The sequence below is a fragment of the Mixta hanseatica genome, from assembly GCF_023517775.1.
GTDB classification, from domain to species: domain Bacteria; phylum Pseudomonadota; class Gammaproteobacteria; order Enterobacterales; family Enterobacteriaceae; genus Mixta; species Mixta hanseatica.
The window spans coordinates 2,496,277-2,517,922 of record NZ_CP082904.1 but is presented as its reverse complement, the minus strand read 5'-3'; the positions used below and the strand labels follow the sequence as shown (position 1 = coordinate 2,517,922).

The window sequence follows — 21,646 nt, the reverse complement described above, 5'->3', positions numbered from 1 at the left end:
GCGCATTAACCATTGGGGACGTATCACCTCAACGCGCTATTGGATTTTTAACGCGCTTCTCGTTTATTCTTTAATTATCTGTTCGCCTGGATTATTATCTCGACCTGATTCAGGATGAACGATTTGTTATTTAATCTCATAAGGAATATCACGAGGTTGGTTTGCGTGAAAGTATTTGTTATTAATTTGGAAACAGATCAGGTGCGGCGTGAAAAAACAGTAAAACAATGCACGCTAAATAATTTAAAATATGAAGTAATAAAGGGAGTTGATGGACGAACATTACCGTCAGACATTTTACCGCTGGTTACGCATGATTATCCACAATGTGCGCTGACTAAAGGGGAGATTGGCTGTGCCCTGAGTCACTTAAGTATCTATGCCCGGATGATAGCTGAAAATATTCCTTATGCGTTGGTGCTGGAAGATGATGCCTTGCCGGGGCCCGAGCTTGCCAGCCATTTAGCGGGCCTCAAAACCATCATCAGCGCCACCAGGCCAGAAGTTTTTCTGCTTACCGGAAATAGTGCCTATAATCCTAAATTAAAAAAAATGGATTTACATAATAATGTATATTATCGGGTTGCCTACGGTAGCGGCGGATATGGTTATGTTATTAACCGGTCTGCCGCCCAGGAGATCCTTAAGCAAAACCGGCCAATTATTTTTGAAGCTGACCGTTGGCCGCTGTTTCGGCTGAATGGTTGTTTGCGGGTTTGGTGCAGCAAGCAGGCGGTTATTACCACTTCTGATGTTACCAGGGAAACCTCTGTTCTGGATAGTGGCCGAAAGCAGCGCTTTGCCGCCCGCTCGGCATATATCAATAAATTTAAAAGGACTATACGATTTTATCAGATGCGGAGAATAAAGGATCTGCTGTTAAATAAAACCGGTTTGGCTCAGCAACGATAACAAGCGTGGGTAAAGCGCTGCTTGTATAAGCTTGTTTTGGTGTTATGCCATCTGACCGCTGCTGTAGCCGATAACCGCGACACGGATATAGGGGGGCATTAAAGCCGCCCTGTTCGTGACTTCTCTGTAGCACTATTTTTGATGCTTTACGCCTCATATAAAAAGTCCACGCCGAGGCGTGGACTTTTTTACCCGTAGCTTCCCTTGCAGGCTTGAAAGGGAAGCTTTCTGCGGCTTACATACGCTCGACGGTTTCAATACCCAGCGTATCCAGACCCTGCTTCAGAGTGCGCGCCGTCAGCAGCGCCAGCTTCAGACGGCTCTGGCGTACGGCGGCATCTTCCGCCGCCAAAATCGGGCAGTGCTCATAAAAACCAGAGAACAGGCCGGCCAGATCGTACAGATAAGCGCACATCACATGCGGCGTACCGTCGCGCGCTACCAGCGTAATCGTCTCTTCAAACTGTAACAAACGCGCCGCCAGCTGCGCTTCGCGCTCATCGTTCAGCTGAATAGCGCCTTCCAGCTGCGCATTCTCATCAATGCCGGCTTTGCGGAACACCGACAGCACGCGCGTATAGGCATACTGCATATAAGGCGCCGTATTGCCCTCAAATGCCAGCATATTATCCCAGTCGAAAATGTAATCGGTGGTACGGCTTTTCGACAGATCCGCATATTTTACCGCGCCGATGCCGACAATGTTGGCCAGCTTACGCAGCTCATCCGCGTCCATCTCCGGGTTCTTCTCAGAAACCAGGGCGGTAGCGCGTTCAACCGCTTCATCCAGCAGATCGGAAAGCTTAATGGTGCCGCCGCTGCGGGTTTTAAACGGACGTCCATCTTTGCCCAGCATCATGCCGAACATATGATGCTCAAGCGGTACCGATTCCGGCACATAACCCGCTTTACGTACGATAGTCCAGGCCTGCATCAAATGTTGATGCTGACGCGAGTCGATATAGTACAGCACGCGATCAGCGTGCAGCTGCTCGTAACGGTATTTCGCGCAGGCAATATCGGTGGTGGTATACAGGTAGCCGCCGTCCTTTTTCTGAACGATCACGCCCATCGGCTCGCCTTCCTTATTTTTAAACTCATCAAGGAAAACCACGGTAGCGCCTTCGCTTTCTACCGCTAAACCTTTGGCTTTCAGGTCGGCGACGATGCCCGGCAGCATATCGTTATACAGGCTTTCACCCATGACATCGTTACGCGTCAGCGTCACGTTCAGACGATCGTAAACCGTCTGGTTTTGCGTCATAGTGATATCGACCAGTTTCTTCCACATGGTACGGCAATATTCATCGCCGCCCTGCAGCTTCACTACATAGCCGCGCGCGCGCTCGGCAAAGGCTGCATCTTCGTCATAGGCCTTTTTCGCTTCGCGGTAGAACGCTTCCAGATCGGCCAGCGCGATCGCTTCATGATGTTCGCGCTGTTGCTTTTCCAGCCAGGCAATCAGCATACCGAACTGCGTACCCCAGTCACCGACATGGTTGGCGCGAATCACTTTATGGCCAAGGAACTCCAGCGTACGCGCTGCTGCATCGCCAATAATGGTGGAGCGCACATGGCCTACGTGCATCTCTTTCGCGACGTTCGGCGCGGAGTAATCAATAACGATAGTTTGCGCGTCTACCGGCGCAACGCCCAGGCGCGGCGACGCCAGCGCGGCTTCTGTCTGCTGCGCCAGCCATTCAGGCGCGAGGAAAATATTAATGAAGCCTGGGCCGGCGATTTCGACCTTGCTGGCGATGCCGTTGAGCGCCAGATGCTGTACCACCTGCTCGGCCAGCTGACGGGGCTGCTGACCCAGCTTTTTCGCGACCGCCATAATGCCGTTGGCCTGGTAATCGCCAAACTGAACCCTGGCCGACTGACGAACCATAGGTTCGCAATCTGCCGGTGCGCCAACCGCCATCATCGCCTGACTAACTTTTTCCGAAAGGAGAGCCTGAATATTCACCGAGTTACCTTCATCTGTCTGCACTGCCCGCCGCGCCAGGGCGACGGGCATAATCATCGCGACGCCTGACAGCCTGGCAGGTTGCTGTACAATGGCGACGCGGAAAAAAGAAGGGGAGAAGTATACTTTATTTGGAGGGGAGCGTCAGCAGCCGTAGCGGGCGGAAACACTGCTGTATATGTTTCCGCCACCGACGAAAAAAAGGTTAGCGACGCCGAGAATGCCGATAAGGGTTATTTACCGTTTTTTCATTGCGCACCTTCCAGTGGCGGGAGAGAGCATACCCCATCAGCGCGATAAGAACTGCAATAATAATGAGTTTAAGCATAAAGCCTTTCCTTGTGTGATGGTTCGGGTAAATCTATAAGAAAGGCTTAGGAGCCGCAATTGCGCACCTGACCAATTAGGAATTACCTTAAAGCCACAGCAAACATAATTAAAAACATTAGGTTAACCGTGGTTTTATAAAATATTTTCTGGTCCTGTGCCGTGTTAAACTGGACATTAATACGGTAAATTACGTCAACTTATCTAAAAATTCCGTTCTGAACGCCATTTTTACAACTATAAATGGCCTTGTAAAACTGCTCATAAAGCAAACAATGTTTAATAAAACTGTATAAAATTGGAGAGTAATTGTGCCATTCAGGAATAATCTGGAAGCGCTGTCTGAGCTGGCTGACGATCTGCCGCGTTTCGAAGAATCACTGGTAAATTTGGCTAAAAAGTTGGGTTTAGTGCTGGAAGATCTCGAAGCCGATCATATTTCGCTGCGCTGCCATCAAATTGCAACAGCGGAGCGCTGGAAACAAGGATTGATGCAGGTTGGCCAGTTGTTTTCAGAAAAAATGATTAATGGCAGACCGATTTGTTTGTTCCTGCTGAATGAGCCGCTGCGCGTAGGACCCTGGCACATTAAGGTGGTGGAGTTGCCGTGGCCGGGCAATAAACTGTACCGCCATGAAGGGTGGGAACATGTTGAGATCGTACTGCGCGGCGATCCGGCCACGCTTGGTGCCAGGGCAATGGCGTTGTTATCTGACAGCGGCCTGCTGCAGCCGGGCATTTCGTTTAAAACCAGCGCGCCGCAGGGCGAAGGCGAGCGGTTGCCTAATCCCACGCTGGCCGTTACCGACGGTCAAATCACTATCAAATTCCATCCATGGAGTTTGCAGGAGATTGTCGCCAGCGAGCAGGATTAAGTTCCGGCGGCGGCGACCGCACGCTCCATGCGCACCATCGCCTCTTCCAGCGTGGCGCGCGTGCAACCGAAATTAAAACGTACAAAACCATCGTCGCCGAATTCCCGGCCCGCCGAAAAGCCCAGTCCGTATTGTTCAAACCAGCTCGCCGGGCTGGCAACGTTCGGTAGCCGGGCGGCAATCCAGGCCAGGTAAGTGGCTTCCGGCGGCGCGACGCTTAAGCCCGGCAGCGCGTTAATGCGTTCGCATAGCCAGTTACGATGACGACGCAAATAGTCAAGCTGTGCATCCAGCCAGGGCTGGCCATCGCGCCAGGCGGCAGTGGCAGCGGTCAGCGCCAGGATATCCACTGAGGGTACTACGCCGCGCCGGGCTTTTTCGAAGCGCTGGCGCAACGCCTTATTCGGGATAATCGCCAGCGATGCGCCCAGGCCGGCAATGTTGAAGGTTTTGGACGGTGAAATTAAGGTCACCGAGCGTTGAGCGGCATCTTCGCTAAGCGTCGCGAAAGGGATATGCCTTAAGCCGGACTCCAGGATTAGATCGCAGTGGATTTCATCAGAACAGACGATCAAATTATGGCGCTGGGCAAAGCGTAACTGCTCCGCCAACTCCTCGCGGCGGTAAACCGTGCCGCCGGGGTTATGGGGATTGCACAGCATCAGCAATTTCTCATTGCCGCTTAACTGCATCTCAGCTGCCGTCAGGTCCATGACCCAGCGCTGATTCTCCAGCCGCATTTGCACATTGATCTGACTGCGTTCCGCCCAGGCTGCCGCCAGCCTGAAAGGCGGATAGACCGGCGTAGGGGCAAGCGTGCCTTCGCCGCGTGAAGTAAAGGCGCGTACGCATAAGTTCAGTCCGGCTACCACACCAGGCAAAAAAACTAACCACTCTGGCTCAATCTGCCAGTTATAGCGAGCCGCCATACGCGCTATAACAATATCAATCAGTTCGCTGGGCTCACCGCCGTAGCCGAACACGCCATGCTCCACGCGCGCATGCAGCGCGTCGATAACCGCGGGCGGCGAGCGAAAATCAGTATCGGCGACCCACAGCGGCAAAATATCGCGATCGCCATATTTTCGCCACTTGAGACTATCGCTGTGATGCCGGTCTATCCATTGGTCGAAATTGAATGTCATGATTAAGCTTCTCTTTACACTGCCCTGCAAACTGAGCCTAACTGAGAATCAGAAAACCAGCCAGCAGTCATTAACAGGAGGATGAAATGGTTAAACTGGAAGTCTGCTGCTACGGAATCGACTGTGCGGTTAACGCCCAGCAGGCGGGCGCTGACCGCATTGAGCTTTGCGCCGCGCCAAAAGAGGGCGGGTTAACGCCGTCCGCCGGCATGTTGCAGGCGGCACGCGAACAATTACATATACCGGTTCACCCTATCGTTCGTCCGCGCGGCGGGGATTTTTGCTACAGCGCCAGCGAATTTGCCACGATGAAATCCGATGTCGCATTAATCCGTGAGCTGGGTTTTCCCGGCGTGGTGCTGGGTATGCTGGATGAAGATGCTTATATAGACATCAAGAAGATGCAAGAAATCATATCGCTGTGCGGCGATATGCAGGTGACCTTTCATCGCGCTTTCGATCTTTGTCATAGTCCGAAACGTACGCTGGAGACATTGACCGCGCTGGGCGTTGCGCGCATTCTGACATCAGGCCAGCAGCAAAATGCTGAGAATGGAATTGTACTGTTAAAGGAACTTACTGAGTTAAGTAAAGGTCCAATCATTATGGCTGGTGCAGGCGTCAGGTTAAGCAACCTGCAAAAGTTTCTGGATGCGGGAATTCGTGAGCTACACAGCTCCGCCAGCCATCTGGTTTCTTCCTCGATGCGCTACCGTAAAGCAGGCGTTTCCATGAGTTCCGATGTCGAGACCGATGAATTCAGCCGCCAGTGTGTCGACGGTGAAATGGTTGAGGCGATGAAAAGCATCATGCAGATGAATGTTGTTCGGGTTGCCTGACCATAACAGTTTTTGCCGCGCAGCACGCCGTTCCTCAGACGTGATGTTTGCAAGTACCAAACCCCAGCACTTTGTTGGGGTTTTTTTTATCCAAATTAATTATTGGAAAATGCGGTTGTTGGTGTGAGAGGTTACCTGCGTGCTGTAGGTAGTATTATGAACATCATACCCTCCACAAACTACCTGGACATGGCTTCGCAAGAGAGTGATGCGCAGGCTCTCCGCAGGGACATTCTAGCCATCAGTAGGGATATGAAGAGGGTGGTTGATATCATCGAAAAAGATTCCAATGGAAGAAAGCAAACAGGAAATGTTGCTACAAAATCATCCCTGTTTAATACCGCAGTACCCATTAGTTAGGCGTCTCTGGCTGGAAATTCAGTCACCTGTTTACCAATATCCGAGGGGATTGGCCCAATAGCACTCATCCCAGGCCTTGGGAAAGTAGGATATGCAAAGGCAATTTTCGGCGTATCGTTATTCATAATTCACCCAAACGTCTCTCCCGGCCTAAGCCCCTGGCATCCACGCCCCGCTGGCGATGAACCAGATCAGAAGCACCACACCGGCAATGCCGCACACCGCTGGGAAAATGTATCCAATCTTCATAGCTTCATCCTGGCGTTTTTTTCATCTGTGAGGCCTTCAAGGATATGATCAACGTGACCTTATGATTAACGGAGCTAAAGGTTAAGCTTTTTTTTCTGGTTTGGTAAATGGTTTTTTGCATCCCAGTAGTTCGTTATAGCGCTCATGGAGCGATTCTGGGAATAGTTTGGTTTATACCTGCCACTGCACGATATCTCATGACTCACTCAGCAGAGGCACTTCCATATGATTGTCTTCCTTTTTTCTCGGGCTCTTACAGAAAATTTCCCGAGAAGGGCGCTGTTGGATATGCCGTTTCCTCACGCTTTTTGAGTGCATTGAGCAGGCGTTCAGTTTCTATTTTAGTTGGCCGACGGCTACGCTTGCCAGAGGGGCTATCATGCGAATCTTTGTCATGTGAGAGCACGCATTACGATAACTACCGATGGCTGCCTCAATATTGAACATTGGTTTTGCTGCTTGCGCCGCAGCCTGTTTATAGTCCTTTTATGTTCGCTCATTTCGTAACAACAGAAAATTTCACTACGTATAATCTCTGTTATTTGACTTAAATCCTTATATTGTTTTTTATCATTACTATATTTATGTCGATGTGGCAATGTTCCTCTTGAAAAACATTAAGGTAAAGGATATGAAAAACAGGAAGTTAAGGATTATTCTCATCGTTTTGGCGCTGGCTTTAACCGGTTGTAATGACGAAGAAGGTATAACCTTTGTTAAAGATCCAGATAAGGCAGGCGAACCATTGACGCCACCGCATTGGGCTGCGATTGCGCGAAAAGATATCCAAAGCGGCTTAGCAATGACGCAGTTTAACGCCCTTTGTAAACTGCTTTATCGTGAAGATCGCTGGTTTGTAGGTTGTACGCCGAGAAACAATGCGTCATTGTTTCTGCTCTATTCTGTTCGACAAGATAAAACATCACAGAAAAGCGCTGTTGTGATCGCGCTTAACGATCAGGCTAAAAAATATGCCCATCAGAACCTGATGCTGCGTCAGATTATTACTGCCGATACGCAACCTGTCTCGCTTGAGCAGGCACGCTTAAAACAAGATTTTGAAGCACAGTCAGGAGGATGAGAAAAGGGGAGATCCCTGTTTAGCTTAGGCTTGCCGGATCATGGCCCCTATAGCTGCTTATCTCTGTTTCTGGATCGCACTGAACGTACTTCTCCTGCCGCGGGTTAACCCACGGCAACCCCATCTGTGCTGGTATACCTTATAAGTTGCCAGGCAAATTCCACGCGCGCGCTTAAGCGTTTTACCTACTCTACCGGTCGATTTTTGATGCGCTGCGTTAAGGCCGGATATCAGGCTAAAAAATTTGCTATTAACTTTAATACGCTTTGGTCCTTGGCGTAGAAGTTAATGTTGCAAAGAATTTAACTAAACGAACCCGATCACATTTCTCACATTGATTAACATTGCTAACCACATAGGGGTAGTTCTTCCGTTGTTTTAACGATTACGCTAAAGTAATTCAATGTTGTTTAACTTGTTGAAAAATAATATAAATATAAGTGACCGTTACTTTTTATCGCCGAAACAAATTTCTTTCGCTAGTGCATGGGTAAAGCTATTAGACGAGGTGTTTTTAATTAACCAATTGAATTTTAAGATGTTTAACATAATCGGTAAAGTTAAACAAATTGGGGAAAAAAGTTTTTTTCACCTTTACGGAAATTTTTTTTAGCTCTTTTTCATCCCTTGTTACCGTTAAGCTTGTTTAATCATTAAAACTGAAAAAATGATTAGCTGGCACGAAGTTAGCTCACCTCAGGCCCCACCGAAACGCCTGCCAATGGTACGTTTTGCTATCAGAACCCCCCCCGATTAAGGCCATTTTTTCCAGTTAGCAAACTTGACAGTTTTTTAATAGCTAATAGTATTTTTAATAACAAAGGTTATGAAGTGTGGTGAATGTGTTAACCGCCTCGTCAGCGAACTAATAAGCAGCATTCATGCTTCATAGGCGTGTTGAAGCATAGTTGAACCCGGAGCGGCGCTTAGGCGCCGATGGGAAGTTAGATAACTGACGGGCTAGGTAGCTGAAGAGGTTCGCCATGATTTATGTCTTATATCGTGTCGCCGGTGGGCAGTATCGCGAGTTCACCTTACCGGATGATGATGTGGCGGCTTACCGGCGCAAATCACGGATTAAAAAGATAGCGACGCCGATGAGTTCGGCGGAGGAGGAGAGTTCTACTGCCGGTAAACGTGGATCATCCACGGTTAAAAAGCCGTTAGATGGACCTTCGAGATAGCGATAGACGCTGATGCGCTCATTGACGCGAGCGATCACCAGGTCGCCTGATTCCGGCGGAATATCAGTATCAATAATGACGATACTGCCCGCAGTAGCTTCAGCACAACCGCTGTTTCGATCGATCAAATAGGCTCGCCAGGTTTTTTTGGCGCGGACGCCGTTAGGCGTGGTAACGGTCTCGCTGGTTTTGCCCGCCAGCGTCCAGACAGGAACGTCGCTGGCCGCGGGAGTATGTGAAAAACCTTCTCTGGTGGAAGGTCCCTGCATCTCTCCCTGACCTTTGGCCAGCCATTCGACATTGACGTTGAGTGCGGCCGCGATGTCAACCAGCTTGCGTGATCCAGCGGCCTGACCTTTGGTCAGACGCCAGATAGTAGGCTGGGAAACGCCGGATGCTTTGGCTAAAGCACCCTGAGTCATTCCGGCCATGTTCATCGCTATATTGAGCCGCGTAGCAAGAGAATCTGTTTTCATAAACGAAAATTTATAGCGCGCCGTATTGTTCGTCAAACACGCTTTGCTATGGCCTGATTTGATACGTTTTGTTATGGGTTCAAGCATTATACATAACAGAACGAAAACCACCAATGCGGCAGAGCCAACTTTTAACAAGGTCACGGGTAAGTTGAAAAAGGAGTGTGCTATGAGCGAAATAATAAAAATACTTAAATTTGAAGAAGGTTATCGGGCAAAGCCTTATATCGACACAGAAGGTTATCCGACCGTGGCTTATGGCATCAAACTCGGGCCACGCGGTTGCCCGATCAGCAATTATACCTTTACGGTGCCGGAGGTGGTGGGGAGCGTATGGCTGGAAACTTTGTTAAGCAATAACAGGTTACAAATGAATGCCATACCGGGAATTGTTGATGCGCTGCGACACTGTAACGAACCGCGTAGCGATATTCTGCACAGCATGGCCTGGCAGATGGGAGTGGAAGGGCTGGCAGGATTCAAGAATACGCTGGCCCTGATCTCCCAGGAAAATTTTACCGCAGCGGCCAGCAGTATGTTGATGAGCAAGTGGGCGCGGCAAACGCCTAACCGGGCGAAGCGCCATGCTGAGGTAATGCGTAGCGGCAATTATGACAGCTATAGAGGGGTAATTATATGATGAAATTACGTCTGGTTAAGGATTGGCCAAACTGGTGGCGCTGGCATTCTACGAAAGCGCTGGTGGCCCTGGGGCTGCTGCCGACTATCTGGCTGGAAATGCCACCGGACTGGAAAGCAACGATTCCGTCTCACTGGCTACAGATTACTTCATTTATTGTAATGCTGTTAGGGATGCTTTCTCGTATTACCCGACAGAAAGCACCGCCTGGTTCAAATACACCCGTTGATACAGGCGATAATAATACGCCACAAAATTAAGTAATACGCACCAGGGCGAAATAATAAAAACGGAGAAATATAATTCCGCAATATAAGCGGAAAGGGATTTCCGCAACCTGAATTTACGCGCTAAATGTTTTTAACAAGGACAAAAACCCTTATTTTTCATTCTGGAGGTTCATCATGGCTTTAACTACATCTTCCCAAAAAATTGCTGCAACTAGCGCAACTGATTATAAAACTGATAATACCGCCGCCTTTCAAGCGCTGCTTAATAAAGAAAGATATGTCATCGTCGATACCATTATTAATCTTTCTGCGCAGGTTAAAACTGCCTTTGAAGGGCAGATTATCGAAGGAACGGAGACGGGTGAAATCCGGCCAATAGGCACCACTATGAGCGGCCGCGCCATGATTGCGCTAAAACATCAGCGTTGTCAGGTGCGCAGCCTGAAATCAACTAACCCGCTTTTACTGCAAAGTAATGAAAAGGGCGGTGGACGACAGGGTACGATTGATATTCAGGCTGACTTCTGCGTGGTTGAAGGCTGTACCATGGTTAACCAGGTGAATGCGGTGATCGCCGGTTCGGTTCAGCGCGCCCATGGTTCGCGGATTATTAATAATAACTTTCTCGACTGTATCGGAGTGGGGCTGGAGGATCGCGGTGATGCGGTCAGTATTTGGGGCTCGGGAACGGTTATTGCGCATAATTATGCTTCCTGTAAAGCGGATACTGATGGCCGTATCGCATTCCATGCCGAAGCGCCGGTTACCTCGAATACGGGCCGCGCGCAATTTGATGCCCAACACACCATTATGGCGAATAACCTGGCCTATGGTCCGTTCCGTCGTCACTTTGTGATGGAGGGGATTACTAACGGTTCGTCAATTGGTAACGTCTCTATCGGCGGGGCTACCTGGTGGTGTGAAGCGTATATTATGTGTACTAACGTACTGGCAGAAAATACGCTTAAATATACCCGTAGCGCGACTGATTTGCAGGGCGCGAACTGGGCACCGAAACGCGGAGCGATTTGCGTGCAGAATTGGTCATATAACGTGACTGTACGCTCAACGGTGGTCATGGATGAGGGAGCTATCGGCGACGGTTTTATTCTTGACCGTTCATCAACGGTTTCCGGTGAGCATAAACTGACGCTGCAGCTCTCTATGCTGAATAAAGGCGACCCGAAAAATAACGCCTTTAATTTAGTACCGGCGGAAGATTTGCATCTGAATAACTGCTTTGCTGATGGTTTCGCCAATTTAATCAAAAGTTCTACCAACGCGGTTAACACTATCCTGTTGACCGGTTGTCGTCTGCGGGGCAACGGGACCGCCAGCGGTATTTTGTTCCAGGGTGGTTCTGGCGGTACACTCTCTATTAACCACAGCATTATTGATGTTGGCAGCAACGATTATGCGCTCAGCCTGATGAATCTGGCGAAAGTGCATGTAACCAGTACCGGTTTTTCCTCAGGGCAATATGCCGCAAGTATGCGTGACATTAGCGAGAAGTTTATCATGAGCAACTGTTACAATCTTAATTCAGCTTCGCCGCTATCTATTCGCTATACCAAAACTAACTCCTCGGGTGGTTCCAGTTCATCAACCGCAGGGGACGTACCGGAAATTGAATGGCTGTTTAATGAGAATGACGGCATCACCTGCGGATTCGTCTATTCTCAGGCACAGCTGAAATCATTGACCTCTATGGTGAATACTTTCGGTAAGGCGATGGGTAAAATTGTGCTGGCTTACAATGCTGATAAGAAACTGCGTTATTACTACGCAACAGGCGAAGATGCTAAAGCGTCTTGGGTCACCTTCGATTATAGTGATACGGTAACACCGGTATAAGTTGTCGGGCCTTCCGTGCAACGCGGAAGGCTTTTTTAACATTTCAGGCACCGTTCTATTTCTTTCCCTGTCGCCGCGCCTTCTCTATACCACTCCTGATCCGATGGGCTATGCTGGATAACACAGCCGCAGTTACGCCAGCCTGACCTTATCCCTCCTGTGAACGGAAGGAAGTTATGCCAGCGTCCCGTTGTATTAACACAGGAATTGATCATGAAGTCTGGATATCTGGCACTGACTATCATCCTTTTCAGTCTGAGCGTTTGCCGCCCGAGCATGGCAGCGGAAACCTGCCGTCCTGGGTCTGAAGCAATAAAACAGAGCAATAGCGTGATCCTACTGGGCGGCACGGCCAAAGGGCCGATTAAGCAGGTGGTGATGGGCGAGTTCGGCAAAAATGTTAACTCGCAAAAACGCGTGCTGGGTCAGTTCGACCGTTGCGGCCAGCTTACCATCGCGGATATTAGCTACGATAAAACCGATCAAAATATCGTGCTAGCGATGGAGCAGCATATTTTTCGCGTTAGCCACGGCTGGCTGGCGGAATATCAGATTTCCGTAAAGGTGCAAAAAGAGGATGCCCTGGTTGAGATTAATAACAAGCAGGGCAATATCAGCTATATGGTGGGAAACCAGGGCAATATCATCAGCGCCAGCGACAGTTTTACCTTGATGGGGAAGAAAGGTTTCACCGAGACGACTTACGGCTATGATAAACAGCTGCGTTTAATCAGCAGCACTTCTCGCGGTTCGGATGCGCTGACTAATGGTGAATACCGTTATCGCTGGAACAGCGCTGGGTTACTGCTAAGCAGCCGCTCGGCCCAAAGCCAGGAAAGCTATACCTACGATAAGCAACAGCGCGAGCTGGGAATGCGGATGGTAAACACCACCAGCAACGGCAGCGTCACCACGCTTGATGAGTGCCAGAGCTGGGATAAGACGGGTAACTGCACCCTGAGCTATTCTCATGAAACCGAGATTGTCGGGCAGGAGACGCTACAGCGTCAGCTGGGTACGGCGTATCGCTTCGAGTACTGGGATGACAAGGCGGAATAGAACCTCCAGAAAAAGAGTGGAACGCGGCGCTGACCGTTGGCCTGACGCGTTTTAACCCTACAATTAGAGGCGCCAGACGGCGCCTCCAACATTGCGCGCAGATATTACTTCACGCTTTTGCTAAAGGCATCTACCGCCAGAATCGCGTTAGCGACCGCTTCCGGGGTCAGGCCTGGGTTAAGATTTTTCAGCGTATCGCCCTCGCTGTTCGCCAGCGCGCCGATTTTTACCATATTTTCCCAGCTCTCATTTTCCAGATGCATCTCTGCCAGGGTCGTCGGCATTTTGATTGCGCGATAGAAACGGATATAGCGGGCAATCTCTTCATCAGGCCGTTGCTCCAGCACCATCTGCGTCAGGGTGCCATACGCTACTTTTTCACCGTGCGTCAGATGATGAATATCCCCTTCGATAGCGGTAAAGCCGTTATGAATCGCATGCGCGCCCGCCAAACCGGCGTTCTCAAAGCCCAGCCCTGAAAGCAGCGTATTGGCTTCCACTACCGCTTCCACCGCAGGCGTGACGCGCTTTTGCGCGACGGCGGTCCAGGCGCTGTAGCCCCAGGTGAGCAGCGTCTCTTCACAGGCGCGAGCGATCGCCATACCAGCAATGGTCGGATCGCCGTTTACCATTGATTTACCGTGTGAACGCAGTACCGCCTGCGCCTCAACGTAGGTAGCCAACCCATCGGCAATACCGGAAGCGAACAGCCGCACCGGCGCCTGCGCGCAGACCCAGGTATCGACCAGCACCAGATCGGGGTTTTTGCTGTAGAAGCGATAGCTTTCAAAGACGCCGCTATCAGAGTAGATCACCGACAGGGCGCTGCAGGGCGCATCAGTTGAGGCGGCGGTCGGCACAATCACCACCGGCGCTTGCAGCTCATCCGCGACGGCTTTAGCCGTATCCAGCGTTTTCCCGCCGCCCAGACCCACAACAATCGCAGAGCCGTGCTGACGCGCCGCATTGGCCAGACGGGTAATTTCATTTCCGGACGCTTCGCCATTAAATTTTTCATAGTGCTGCTGAATATCGCTCTGTTTCAGCGTATTTTGCACCTGCTCGCCGACCAGACCCCAGACAATATCGTCTGCAATGAGAAAGGCGCTGTCGCCCAGTTCTTTTAAATAGGTTCCCAGTTCAGCCAGTACGCCCGCGCCCTGAACATATTTGCGTGGGGAGGAAAAAACAAACTTACTCATTCCCGTTCTCCTTTTAGCTATTGATTTAACGCGTTAGCTAAAGCCTGGCAGGTTTCCAGGCGCTGGTTGGTTAAAGAGTGGGAAAAAATATTATCCGTAGCGCTGCTGGTGGGCTTTTTTCCGCTGCAGGTAATCTTCATCGGCGCGGATTTTGTCCCAGTAAGCTTTAAAAATCGTCGCTGACTCTACCTTCTCCGCATCCAGCTGTTGCGGCAGCACCTGACGCTGGGCGTCATATTTTTTACCGCCCGGATGGTTGGCGTAGCGGCGCGCGCGGGTAAAGCCCATCTGGATAAATTTACGCGCCATATCCATGCCGACAAAATCATCCTGCTGCCGATAGGCTTCGAACAGCGTCATAATTTTCTCTGCTGATTCACGTGCGATAGCCGGGGTACGAAAGCGCCAGTGCGGTAAAATTTCCGATTTATAAGGTTCGACAAGCAGCACGCCCTGTTCGCCGCGCCCTACCTGATACAACTCCGGATGTTGGCGAAAATCGATAGTTTTAAAATCCAGCTTATAATCAAACTCTTTCATCGCTCCCTCCTCTGATCGCTGCGTTAAGTTTAGCGTTTATCGCTGAACGCTGCTTGCGGCGAAAGGGGGGGTAAGGCAAACCGAAGGGCGGGGCGGCAGGCGTTGAAGGGCAGGGCATCCGCAGATGCCCTGCAAAACGGGATTAAGGCTTACGCGCTACCAGTACGGCGCGTAAGGGAGCAGGGTAGCCTTCCAGCGTTTTGCTGCTGTCGTTGGGATCCAGGAAATCTGCCAGCGATTCGGTGATCATCCAGTCGGTACGGCGCTGCTCTTCAGTGGACGTACGGGAGAAGTCCACGATACGCACATCAACAAAGCCGCATTTTTCCAGCCAGCGCGCCAGGGCCGGCGCCGAAGGAATAAACCAGACATTACGCATTTGCGCATAACGTTCGCCCGGCACCAGCACATCATGCTCGTCGCCCTCAATCACCAGCGTTTCCAACACCAGTTCGCCGCCGCTCACTAGCTGATTTTTTAGCTGATAAAGATGGTCTAGCGGAGAGCGACGATGATAAAGCACGCCCATTGAAAAGACGGTATCAAACGCCTTTAGCTCCGGCAGTTGCTCAATACCGACCGGCAGCAGATGCGCGCGCTGATCGTTGCCCAGCAGCTTGCGTACTGCTTCAAACTGGCAGAGGAACAGCTGCGTAGGGTCGATGCCTACCACCAGCCTGGCGCCCGCGCCGATCATCCGCCACATGTGATAACCGCTGCCGCAGCCCACATCCAGCACGGTGCGATCGGTCAACGGCGAAATATGCGGCAATACGCGATCCCATTTCCAGTCGGAGCGCCACTCGGTATCGATCAGGGTGCCGTACAGCGAATAAGGGCCTTTGCGCCACGGCATGAGCGTACGCAGCAATTTCTCAACGCCCTGCCGCTGGCGATCGCTCAGCGCCTCGCTGTCGGCGGTGACGCTATGCTGTAAGTCGAGATGCTGTGGCGTTAGCAGCGGCAGGTTATCCACCGCTTTGGTCCAGTTGCGAAAATGGCCGTGCAGGTTTTCACGCTGCCAGGCGGCCAGCTGCGCTGGCAGCACCTCCAGCCAGCTGGCCAGCGGCCCCTGCGCGATAAGCTGGTAAAAATTGCCGAAATCGATCATACCGCACCTGCTTTTAATGCCACCAGCGAGCCAAAATTAAAACACTGGAACCAGAGCTCGCTATGTTGAAAACCAGCCTGGCGCAGGCGTGCCTTATGGGTTTCCACCGAGTCGGTGAGCATCACGTTTTCCAGCATGCTGCGCTTCTGGCTAATTTCCAGCTCGCTGTAGCCATTGGCACGCTTGAAGTCGTGATGCATGTTAAACAGCAATTCGCCTACCTCGGCATTTTCAAAGCTGAATTTTTCCGACAGCACCAGCGCGCCGCCGGGGTTTAGCCCCTGCCAGATACGCTTCAGCAGCGTCAGACGATCGTCCGGCGCCAGGAACTGCAGGGTAAAGTTCAGTACCACCATAGAGGCATTTTCAATAGGGATATCGCGGATATCGGCTTCGATAACCTCAACCGGCGTGCTGGCGCGGAAAGCATCGATATGACGGCGGCAGCGCTCGACCATCGCCGGCGAGTTATCAACCGCAATAATTTTGCAGTCTTCCTCCCGTACCGAACGACGTATGGAGAGCGTGGCGGCGCCCAGCGAACAGCCTAAATCATAAACCCGGGTTTGAGGCTTGACGAAGCGTTCGGCCAGCATGCCGATCATAGAGATGATATTGGAATAACCCGGCACCGAACGCTGGATCATATCCGGGAAAACTTCAGCTACGCGCTCGTCAAACGTCCAGTCGCCCAATTTATCAATAGGCGCGGAGAACAGCGTATCTCGATTAGACATAGGGGTAAATCCGGTCAACTACGGAAAGGGCGTTATTTTGGCAGAAAGCGCGGCGCGCTGCACCTGTTGTAGCGCGCCGTCGCAGCGGATCAGGCAGTAACTTTATGAAGAAGAAGCCGGCCGTTTAGCAAGAACGGTCTCAAAAAGCCGTGAGTATGGTGTTGGGCACAGATTATTTTTTGTTCGCTTTTATGCTCTGTCGCTGCTGGCGCGTTTACGCCTTCTCCTTATACCCTGACGTATGGCGGATAGCTTAAGGAAATGCATAACGGCCAGAACGGATATTCAGGCTAAAGGAAACGGCAACGATGGACAGGGCTAAAGAAGGAACGCTGCGTTTATTAACGCTGGAAGAGATCGCGCTGGCACGTTCCATTTTTGGTGGATCGATAGATTACGCACGCGTATGGATTCATTGTGACAGCTATTTGCCTTTTGGCTTACAGAGTAGGGATACGGCAATGTCACCTAATGGGGAGATTTGGTTTCGCAAAGAACTCTATTCTGATAATTTTGCTAAGGAGGCTGATGTCAGAGATCGGCATCTGTTCATTCATGAAATGATGCATGTCTGGCAACATCAAAAGCATATGTGGGTCAGGATGCGTGGCTTATTTAGCTGGGCGGCGGATTATAGTTATCAGCTAGATGGCAAGCCTTTATTAAGCTACTCGCTGGAGCAGCAGGCGCAGATTGTCGCTGACTATTATGTTTTGTACACGTATGGTTATAAAGAATGGGACACACAAAGAAGGAGATCGACCCCACTCGTTACCTTACGGGGTGCGTTCAACCGTGATAATTTAATCTCTGTTTACCAAAAAACCATATTTTCCAACTCATCCAAGGATTGCCAATGAACTGGATTCGGTTAATTTATCTCTCAGTCAGCCTGGTGGGGCTGACTGCCTGCGAATCATCTATTCTGGATATTCATCCTGCCAAAGTTATAACTGTGGGAGAAAAAGCGTGTGTATTAATTGCAGCGCAGGAAAATGAATTTCTTAACGGTATTCAGATTGTCGAGGCGAGTCGAGAAAAAGAGGCGTGGCGTAAACATTTTGATCATCAAACCACAGTAGATCCTATTCGACTTTATCCTGATCGATGCGTACCCGATTTTGGCTACGCCTGGCAAACCGGGAGAGCTTACAGTTTTCTTACGGAAACGTTCTATCGGGATAAGGGGAAATTAGGCGGCAGAAATTACACTGTCAGTTTCACCCTCTATCGCGTCGATGGCAAACTGATGGCGACCCGGATATAAAATCAGAACAGCGCCGCCTGCTGCGGCCAGTCCGGGGGCGCGCCCACCTGTGGCAACGCCTGCTGCAGGCGCGGCCACAGCGTTTGAACCAGATCCAGCACCTCGCCAATATCCGGCGTATGAATAAACAGCCACGGCGTGCCTTTTTCCTGCCAGCCGGGCAGTTTTGCTAGCCAGTCCTCAAACCATACCTGGTTTTCCTGCGGCGATTCGCTGCCGATAAAACGCACCATTGGATCGCTGGCGGTCATAATGGCGTGCGGCGGCACCTTGGGCTTTTTCGCCTGGGCATCCCGCGTGGCGGGCGTAACGGAAGTAGAGGCGTGCACCGGACGGCTGTCGAGGATCACGCGATTTACGCCGCGCTGGTGCAGCCCGCGATTGAGCGCACGCTCTGCCTCGCCCTTGGCGAAAAAAGCGGCATGACGCACTTCAACGCCATAGCGGAAGGCGCCAGGCAGACGATCGAGAAACGCCCACAGCGCAGCCAGCGAGTCGGGACCAAAAGCGGCGGGCAATTGCAGCCAGTATTGCCCAATGCGCGCGCTAAGCGGATCCAGCGTGCGGAAAAAAGTCTCCAGCAGCTCGTCGCAGTCGCGCAGGGCAGCCTGATGGCTGATGGTGGCGGGGAATTTAAAACAGAAACGAAAGTCATCGCTGGTCATATCACGCCAGCGTAGCACCACTTCCGCTTTCGGCAGGGCATAAAGCGTGGTATTGCCTTCAACGCAGTTAAAATAGCGCGCATAGTCAGCCAGCGTTTCCAGCCCATAGCGTTTCCAGTGCGGATGCTGCCACTGCGGCAAACCAAGACGAAATGTCATAATGCTCCTGTAATGAACCCCGGCGGATTAACCTTGCGCTGTCGATGCAGACGCGGTTCCGCCTCCGGGGCTTCAATAGCGGACGCGATGCGCCGTCCCCTTTCGCTTACAGCGCGGCGATAATCTCATCGCTACGACGGATTTTCGCAATGCGCGGGAAAATCCATTCCAGGCTGCTGTTGTGTTGTTCCTGGCTTCCGGCACTGCAAATATCTTCGGCAATTACCAGGTTAAAACCCAGCTCCCAGGCGTTGCGCGCGGTAGATTCTACGCCGATATTGGTGGAGATGCCGCCCAGCACGATAGTGTCAATGCCGCGACGGCGCAGCTGCAGCTCCAGATCGGTGCCGTAAAAGGCACCCCATTGATGCTTTACCACTTCAATATCGCCGGGCTGGGCGCCCAGCGCCGGCGGATAATTCCACCAGTTTTCTGGCAGCGCGCCGTGCATCAGTGGAGAATCGACCTCCTGCTTCGGCGCATCGGCAAAATCGGGTGACCAGCCAACGCGCACCAGCACCACCGGCGCGTTAACGGCGCGGAACTTTTCCGCCAGCCTGGCCGCGCCGTCCACCACCTGCTGCGCGCTGTGGGGACCGCCAGCAAAAGGCAGAATGCCTTCCTGCAGATCGATTAAAACCAGCGCGGTTGATCCAGGATTGAGTTTCATATTGCTCTCCGCAAACAGACAAAAGAATTAGCCTACGTGACGCGCCCACCTACGGGCGAGCAGAAAAATGTCGTTAATTCATGAATTTTGTGAATTTCTGTGTGCGCGGCGCTAACATTAGCCAGCAGGGGATAACAAATGAGCATGCTTTCTGCTCTGCACGCCGTTCCCCCTTATCGTGCCTCGCTTTTTACATTATAATGCCTGCCTTTTTGCGGCAGCGTCTGCCTGATGGTTATCCGCCGGATGACCTGACTCCAAGACGACACAACAGCGCTGCCCATGCTGCAGCGGCGAAGTTAAAAGGATAGCGTTATGCGTACAGAATATTGCGGACAGATCAATCTGTCTCATGTTGGTCAGCAAGTGACTCTCTGCGGTTGGGTTAACCGTCGCCGCGATCTCGGGAGCCTGATCTTTATTGATATGCGCGACCGTGAAGGCATCGTGCAGGTCTTTTTCGATCCGGATCGCCAGGAGGCGTTCAATCTGGCGTCTGAGCTGCGTAACGAGTTCTGCATTCAGGTTACCGGCGTGGTCCGCGCCCGCGACGAGCGCAATAAAAACCCCGATATGGCTACCGGTGAAGTGGAAGTGTTCGCGACCGAGCTGACCATTATCAACCGCGCTGAACCGCTGCCGCTCGATTTTAACCAGGTCAACACGGAAGAGGCGCGTCTGAAATATCGCTACCTTGACCTGCGTCGTCCTGAAATGGCGCAGCGCCTGAAGGCTCGAGCCAAAATCACCAGCCTGGTGCGCCGCTTTATGGACGATAACGGCTTCCTTGATATCGAAACGCCGATGCTGACCAAGGCCACGCCGGAAGGCGCGCGCGACTATCTGGTGCCAAGCCGCGTGCACAAAGGCAAATTCTACGCGCTGCCGCAGTCTCCTCAGCTGTTTAAACAGCTGCTGATGATGTCCGGGTTCGATCGCTACTATCAGATCGTGAAATGCTTCCGTGACGAAGACCTGCGTGCCGACCGTCAGCCTGAATTTACCCAAATCGATGTGGAAACCTCTTTTATGACCGCGCCGCAGGTGCGTGAAGTCATGGAGCGCCTGGCGCGCCAGCTGTGGCTGGAAATAAAGGGCGTCGACCTGGGCGAGTTCCCGCAGATGACCTTCGCGGAAGCAATGCGTCGTTACGGGTCCGATAAGCCGGACCTGCGTAACCCGATGGAGCTGGTGGATGTCGCCGACCTGGTTAAAGAGGTCGAATTTAAAGTCTTCTCCGGTCCGGCGAATGATGCGAAAGGCCGCGTCGCGGCGCTACGCGTGCCGGGCGGCGCTCAGCTTAGCCGTAAGCAGATTGACGAATACGGCAAATTTATTGAAATCTACGGCGCGAAAGGTCTGGCTTATATCAAAGTCAACCAGCGCGCGCAGGGTCTGGAAGGCATCCAGAGCCCGGTAGCGAAATTCCTTAACGCGGAAATCGTTGAGGCGATCCTTGAGCGCACCGGCGCGCAGGATGGCGATATGGTGTTCTTCGGCGCTGATAAGGCGGGTGTGGTCGCTGATGCGATGGGCGCGCTGCGTCTGAAGCTGGGCCGCGATCTGAACATCACCGACCTTAGCGCCTGGAAACCGCTGTGGGTTATCGACTTCCCGATGTTTGAAGATAACGGCGAAGGCGGCCTGACGGCGATGCACCATCCATTCACCGCGCCACGCGACATGACGCCGGAACAGCTGAAAGCGGCGCCGGAAACCGCGATCGCCAACGCTTACGATATGGTGATCAACGGCTACGAAGTGGGCGGCGGCTCGGTGCGTATTCACAACGGTCAGATGCAGCAAACCGTGTTTGGCATTCTGGGCATTACCGAAACCGAGCAGCGCGAGAAGTTCGGCTTCCTGCTGGATGCCCTGAAGTTTGGTACGCCGCCGCACGCGGGCCTGGCTTTCGGCCTTGACCGTCTGGTGATGCTGCTGACCGGTACCGATAACATCCGTGACGTGATCGCCTTCCCGAAAACCACCGCTGCAGCCTGTCTGATGACCGAAGCGCCAAGCTTCGCTAATCCGGCCTCGCTGGAGGAATTAAGTATTCAGGTGGTCAAAAAGGATAAGCCAGAGAGCCTGTAAG

At 51.8% G+C, this 21,646-nt stretch carries 22 protein-coding genes; 11 read left to right on the top strand and 11 right to left on the bottom strand.

Annotation, left to right across the window (positions count from 1 at the left end; translation table 11 throughout):
* The first annotated feature begins 165 nt into the window (after positions 1-165).
* Positions 166-912, top strand: coding sequence for a glycosyltransferase family 25 protein (locus K6958_RS12125; RefSeq protein WP_249891346.1), 747 nt, complete (start codon positions 166-168; stop codon positions 910-912).
* Between the two features lie 235 nt (positions 913-1,147).
* On the opposite strand, the gene argS is transcribed toward K6958_RS12125, so the two are convergent.
* Positions 1,148-2,881, bottom strand: coding sequence for an arginine--tRNA ligase (gene argS / locus K6958_RS12120; protein WP_249894673.1), 1,734 nt, complete (start codon positions 2,879-2,881; stop codon positions 1,148-1,150).
* A 205-nt stretch (positions 2,882-3,086) separates the two neighbouring features.
* Positions 3,087-3,209: a hypothetical protein gene (locus tag K6958_RS21135; protein ID WP_256470532.1), complete on the bottom strand. Its 123-nt coding sequence runs from the start codon at positions 3,207-3,209 to the stop codon at positions 3,087-3,089.
* Between the two features lie 310 nt (positions 3,210-3,519).
* Between K6958_RS21135 and K6958_RS12115 the strand changes: the two genes are divergently transcribed.
* The gene (locus tag K6958_RS12115; RefSeq protein WP_249891345.1) at positions 3,520-4,083 is read left to right on the top strand and encodes a VOC family protein; all 564 of its coding nucleotides are present in this window, start codon (positions 3,520-3,522) and stop codon (positions 4,081-4,083) included.
* Here the strand turns inward: K6958_RS12115 and K6958_RS12110 are convergent.
* Positions 4,080-5,228, bottom strand: a complete 1,149-nt coding sequence (locus K6958_RS12110) for a MalY/PatB family protein (protein WP_249891344.1) — start codon at positions 5,226-5,228, stop codon at positions 4,080-4,082. The two genes, K6958_RS12115 and K6958_RS12110, sit on opposite strands and share 4 nt — an antisense overlap.
* Before the next feature lie 86 nt (positions 5,229-5,314).
* On the opposite strand from K6958_RS12110, the gene cutC reads away from it, so the two are divergent.
* Positions 5,315-6,067: a copper homeostasis protein CutC gene (gene cutC / locus K6958_RS12105; protein ID WP_249891343.1), complete on the top strand. Its 753-nt coding sequence runs from the start codon at positions 5,315-5,317 to the stop codon at positions 6,065-6,067.
* Between the two features lie 510 nt (positions 6,068-6,577).
* Here cutC and K6958_RS12100 read toward each other — a convergent pair.
* Positions 6,578-6,676 carry a YoaK family small membrane protein gene (locus tag K6958_RS12100; protein ID WP_249891342.1) on the bottom strand — a complete coding sequence of 33 codons (99 nt, stop codon included), beginning with the start codon at positions 6,674-6,676 and terminating at the stop codon, positions 6,578-6,580.
* Positions 6,677-7,307: 631 nt separating this feature from the next.
* Here K6958_RS12100 and K6958_RS12095 point away from each other — a divergent pair.
* Complete coding sequence (locus tag K6958_RS12095; RefSeq protein ID WP_249891341.1) at positions 7,308-7,757, top strand: hypothetical protein; 450 nt, start codon at positions 7,308-7,310, stop codon at positions 7,755-7,757.
* Between the two features lie 1,057 nt (positions 7,758-8,814).
* Here K6958_RS12095 and K6958_RS12090 read toward each other — a convergent pair.
* The gene (locus K6958_RS12090) at positions 8,815-9,504 is read right to left on the bottom strand and encodes a LexA family transcriptional regulator (protein WP_249891340.1); all 690 of its coding nucleotides are present in this window, start codon (positions 9,502-9,504) and stop codon (positions 8,815-8,817) included.
* An 82-nt stretch (positions 9,505-9,586) separates the two neighbouring features.
* On the opposite strand from K6958_RS12090, the gene K6958_RS12085 reads away from it, so the two are divergent.
* The 4 genes from K6958_RS12085 (at position 9,587) to K6958_RS12070 (ending at position 13,200) form a co-directional block, all read left to right on the top strand.
* Positions 9,587-10,057: a lysozyme family protein gene (locus K6958_RS12085; protein WP_249891339.1), complete on the top strand. Its 471-nt coding sequence runs from the start codon at positions 9,587-9,589 to the stop codon at positions 10,055-10,057.
* Positions 10,054-10,317 carry a DUF7940 domain-containing protein gene (locus K6958_RS12080; protein WP_249891338.1) on the top strand — a complete coding sequence of 88 codons (264 nt, stop codon included), beginning with the start codon at positions 10,054-10,056 and terminating at the stop codon, positions 10,315-10,317. Before K6958_RS12085 ends, K6958_RS12080 begins: the two co-directional genes overlap by 4 nt.
* A gap of 144 nt (positions 10,318-10,461) precedes the next feature.
* The gene (locus K6958_RS12075) at positions 10,462-12,141 is read left to right on the top strand and encodes a hypothetical protein (RefSeq protein WP_249891337.1); all 1,680 of its coding nucleotides are present in this window, start codon (positions 10,462-10,464) and stop codon (positions 12,139-12,141) included.
* Positions 12,142-12,354: 213 nt separating this feature from the next.
* A complete protein-coding gene (locus K6958_RS12070; RefSeq protein ID WP_249891336.1) occupies positions 12,355-13,200 on the top strand; it encodes a hypothetical protein in 846 nt (281 codons plus the stop codon).
* Positions 13,201-13,304: 104 nt separating this feature from the next.
* On the opposite strand, the gene K6958_RS12065 is transcribed toward K6958_RS12070, so the two are convergent.
* From K6958_RS12065 to cmoA, 4 genes are all read right to left on the bottom strand, one after another.
* A complete protein-coding gene (locus tag K6958_RS12065; protein WP_249891335.1) occupies positions 13,305-14,402 on the bottom strand; it encodes a glycerol dehydrogenase in 1,098 nt (365 codons plus the stop codon).
* 90 nt (positions 14,403-14,492) lie between these two features.
* Complete coding sequence (locus K6958_RS12060; RefSeq protein ID WP_249891334.1) at positions 14,493-14,942, bottom strand: DUF4385 domain-containing protein; 450 nt, start codon at positions 14,940-14,942, stop codon at positions 14,493-14,495.
* Positions 14,943-15,084: 142 nt separating this feature from the next.
* The gene (gene cmoB, locus K6958_RS12055) at positions 15,085-16,053 is read right to left on the bottom strand and encodes a tRNA 5-methoxyuridine(34)/uridine 5-oxyacetic acid(34) synthase CmoB (protein ID WP_249891333.1); all 969 of its coding nucleotides are present in this window, start codon (positions 16,051-16,053) and stop codon (positions 15,085-15,087) included.
* Entirely contained in the window at positions 16,050-16,790 is a 741-nt protein-coding gene (cmoA, locus tag K6958_RS12050; RefSeq protein ID WP_249891332.1) for a carboxy-S-adenosyl-L-methionine synthase CmoA, read from the bottom strand. Before cmoA ends, cmoB begins: the two co-directional genes overlap by 4 nt.
* A gap of 308 nt (positions 16,791-17,098) precedes the next feature.
* Here cmoA and K6958_RS12045 point away from each other — a divergent pair, with 308 nt between their 5' ends.
* Both K6958_RS12045 and K6958_RS12040 read left to right on the top strand, forming a co-directional pair.
* Positions 17,099-17,650, top strand: a complete 552-nt coding sequence (locus K6958_RS12045; RefSeq protein WP_249891331.1) for a type IV secretion protein Rhs — start codon at positions 17,099-17,101, stop codon at positions 17,648-17,650.
* Complete coding sequence (locus tag K6958_RS12040; protein ID WP_249891330.1) at positions 17,647-18,057, top strand: putative T6SS immunity periplasmic lipoprotein; 411 nt, start codon at positions 17,647-17,649, stop codon at positions 18,055-18,057. The genes K6958_RS12045 and K6958_RS12040 overlap by 4 nt, the downstream gene beginning before the upstream one ends.
* A 2-nt stretch (positions 18,058-18,059) precedes the next feature.
* Here K6958_RS12040 and K6958_RS12035 read toward each other — a convergent pair whose 3' ends face one another.
* Both K6958_RS12035 and K6958_RS12030 read right to left on the bottom strand, forming a co-directional pair.
* On the bottom strand, positions 18,060-18,881 hold the full coding sequence (locus K6958_RS12035; RefSeq protein WP_249891329.1) for a DUF72 domain-containing protein: 822 nt from the start codon (positions 18,879-18,881) through the stop codon (positions 18,060-18,062).
* Positions 18,882-18,987: 106 nt separating this feature from the next.
* Positions 18,988-19,551, bottom strand: coding sequence for a hydrolase (locus K6958_RS12030; RefSeq protein ID WP_249891328.1), 564 nt, complete (start codon positions 19,549-19,551; stop codon positions 18,988-18,990).
* Between the two features lie 315 nt (positions 19,552-19,866).
* Here K6958_RS12030 and aspS point away from each other — a divergent pair, with 315 nt between their 5' ends.
* Positions 19,867-21,645, top strand: a complete 1,779-nt coding sequence (gene aspS / locus K6958_RS12025) for an aspartate--tRNA ligase (RefSeq protein WP_249891327.1) — start codon at positions 19,867-19,869, stop codon at positions 21,643-21,645.
* Position 21,646: the final 1 nt, after the last annotated feature.

Bases quoted from the DNA above. Each gene is read 5' to 3' on its own strand.
- K6958_RS12090 (WP_249891340.1), bottom strand. From the start codon at position 9,504: ATGCTTGAACCCATAACAAAACGTATCAAATCAGGCCATAGCAAAGCG.
- K6958_RS12065 (WP_249891335.1), bottom strand. From the start codon at position 14,402: ATGAGTAAGTTTGTTTTTTCCTCCCCACGCAAATATGTTCAGGGCGCG.
- K6958_RS21135 (WP_256470532.1), bottom strand. From the start codon at position 3,209: ATGCTTAAACTCATTATTATTGCAGTTCTTATCGCGCTGATGGGGTAT.
- cutC (WP_249891343.1), top strand. From the start codon at position 5,315: ATGGTTAAACTGGAAGTCTGCTGCTACGGAATCGACTGTGCGGTTAAC.
- K6958_RS12095 (WP_249891341.1), top strand. From the start codon at position 7,308: ATGAAAAACAGGAAGTTAAGGATTATTCTCATCGTTTTGGCGCTGGCT.
- K6958_RS12035 (WP_249891329.1), bottom strand. From the start codon at position 18,881: ATGACATTTCGTCTTGGTTTGCCGCAGTGGCAGCATCCGCACTGGAAA.
- K6958_RS12060 (WP_249891334.1), bottom strand. From the start codon at position 14,942: ATGAAAGAGTTTGATTATAAGCTGGATTTTAAAACTATCGATTTTCGC.
- K6958_RS12030 (WP_249891328.1), bottom strand. From the start codon at position 19,551: ATGAAACTCAATCCTGGATCAACCGCGCTGGTTTTAATCGATCTGCAG.
- cmoA (WP_249891332.1), bottom strand. From the start codon at position 16,790: ATGTCTAATCGAGATACGCTGTTCTCCGCGCCTATTGATAAATTGGGC.
- K6958_RS12045 (WP_249891331.1), top strand. From the start codon at position 17,099: ATGGACAGGGCTAAAGAAGGAACGCTGCGTTTATTAACGCTGGAAGAG.
- K6958_RS12080 (WP_249891338.1), top strand. From the start codon at position 10,054: ATGATGAAATTACGTCTGGTTAAGGATTGGCCAAACTGGTGGCGCTGG.
- K6958_RS12110 (WP_249891344.1), bottom strand. From the start codon at position 5,228: ATGACATTCAATTTCGACCAATGGATAGACCGGCATCACAGCGATAGT.
- K6958_RS12075 (WP_249891337.1), top strand. From the start codon at position 10,462: ATGGCTTTAACTACATCTTCCCAAAAAATTGCTGCAACTAGCGCAACT.
- K6958_RS12085 (WP_249891339.1), top strand. From the start codon at position 9,587: ATGAGCGAAATAATAAAAATACTTAAATTTGAAGAAGGTTATCGGGCA.
- cmoB (WP_249891333.1), bottom strand. From the start codon at position 16,053: ATGATCGATTTCGGCAATTTTTACCAGCTTATCGCGCAGGGGCCGCTG.
- K6958_RS12100 (WP_249891342.1), bottom strand. From the start codon at position 6,676: ATGAAGATTGGATACATTTTCCCAGCGGTGTGCGGCATTGCCGGTGTG.
- K6958_RS12070 (WP_249891336.1), top strand. From the start codon at position 12,355: ATGAAGTCTGGATATCTGGCACTGACTATCATCCTTTTCAGTCTGAGC.
- aspS (WP_249891327.1), top strand. From the start codon at position 19,867: ATGCGTACAGAATATTGCGGACAGATCAATCTGTCTCATGTTGGTCAG.
- K6958_RS12040 (WP_249891330.1), top strand. From the start codon at position 17,647: ATGAACTGGATTCGGTTAATTTATCTCTCAGTCAGCCTGGTGGGGCTG.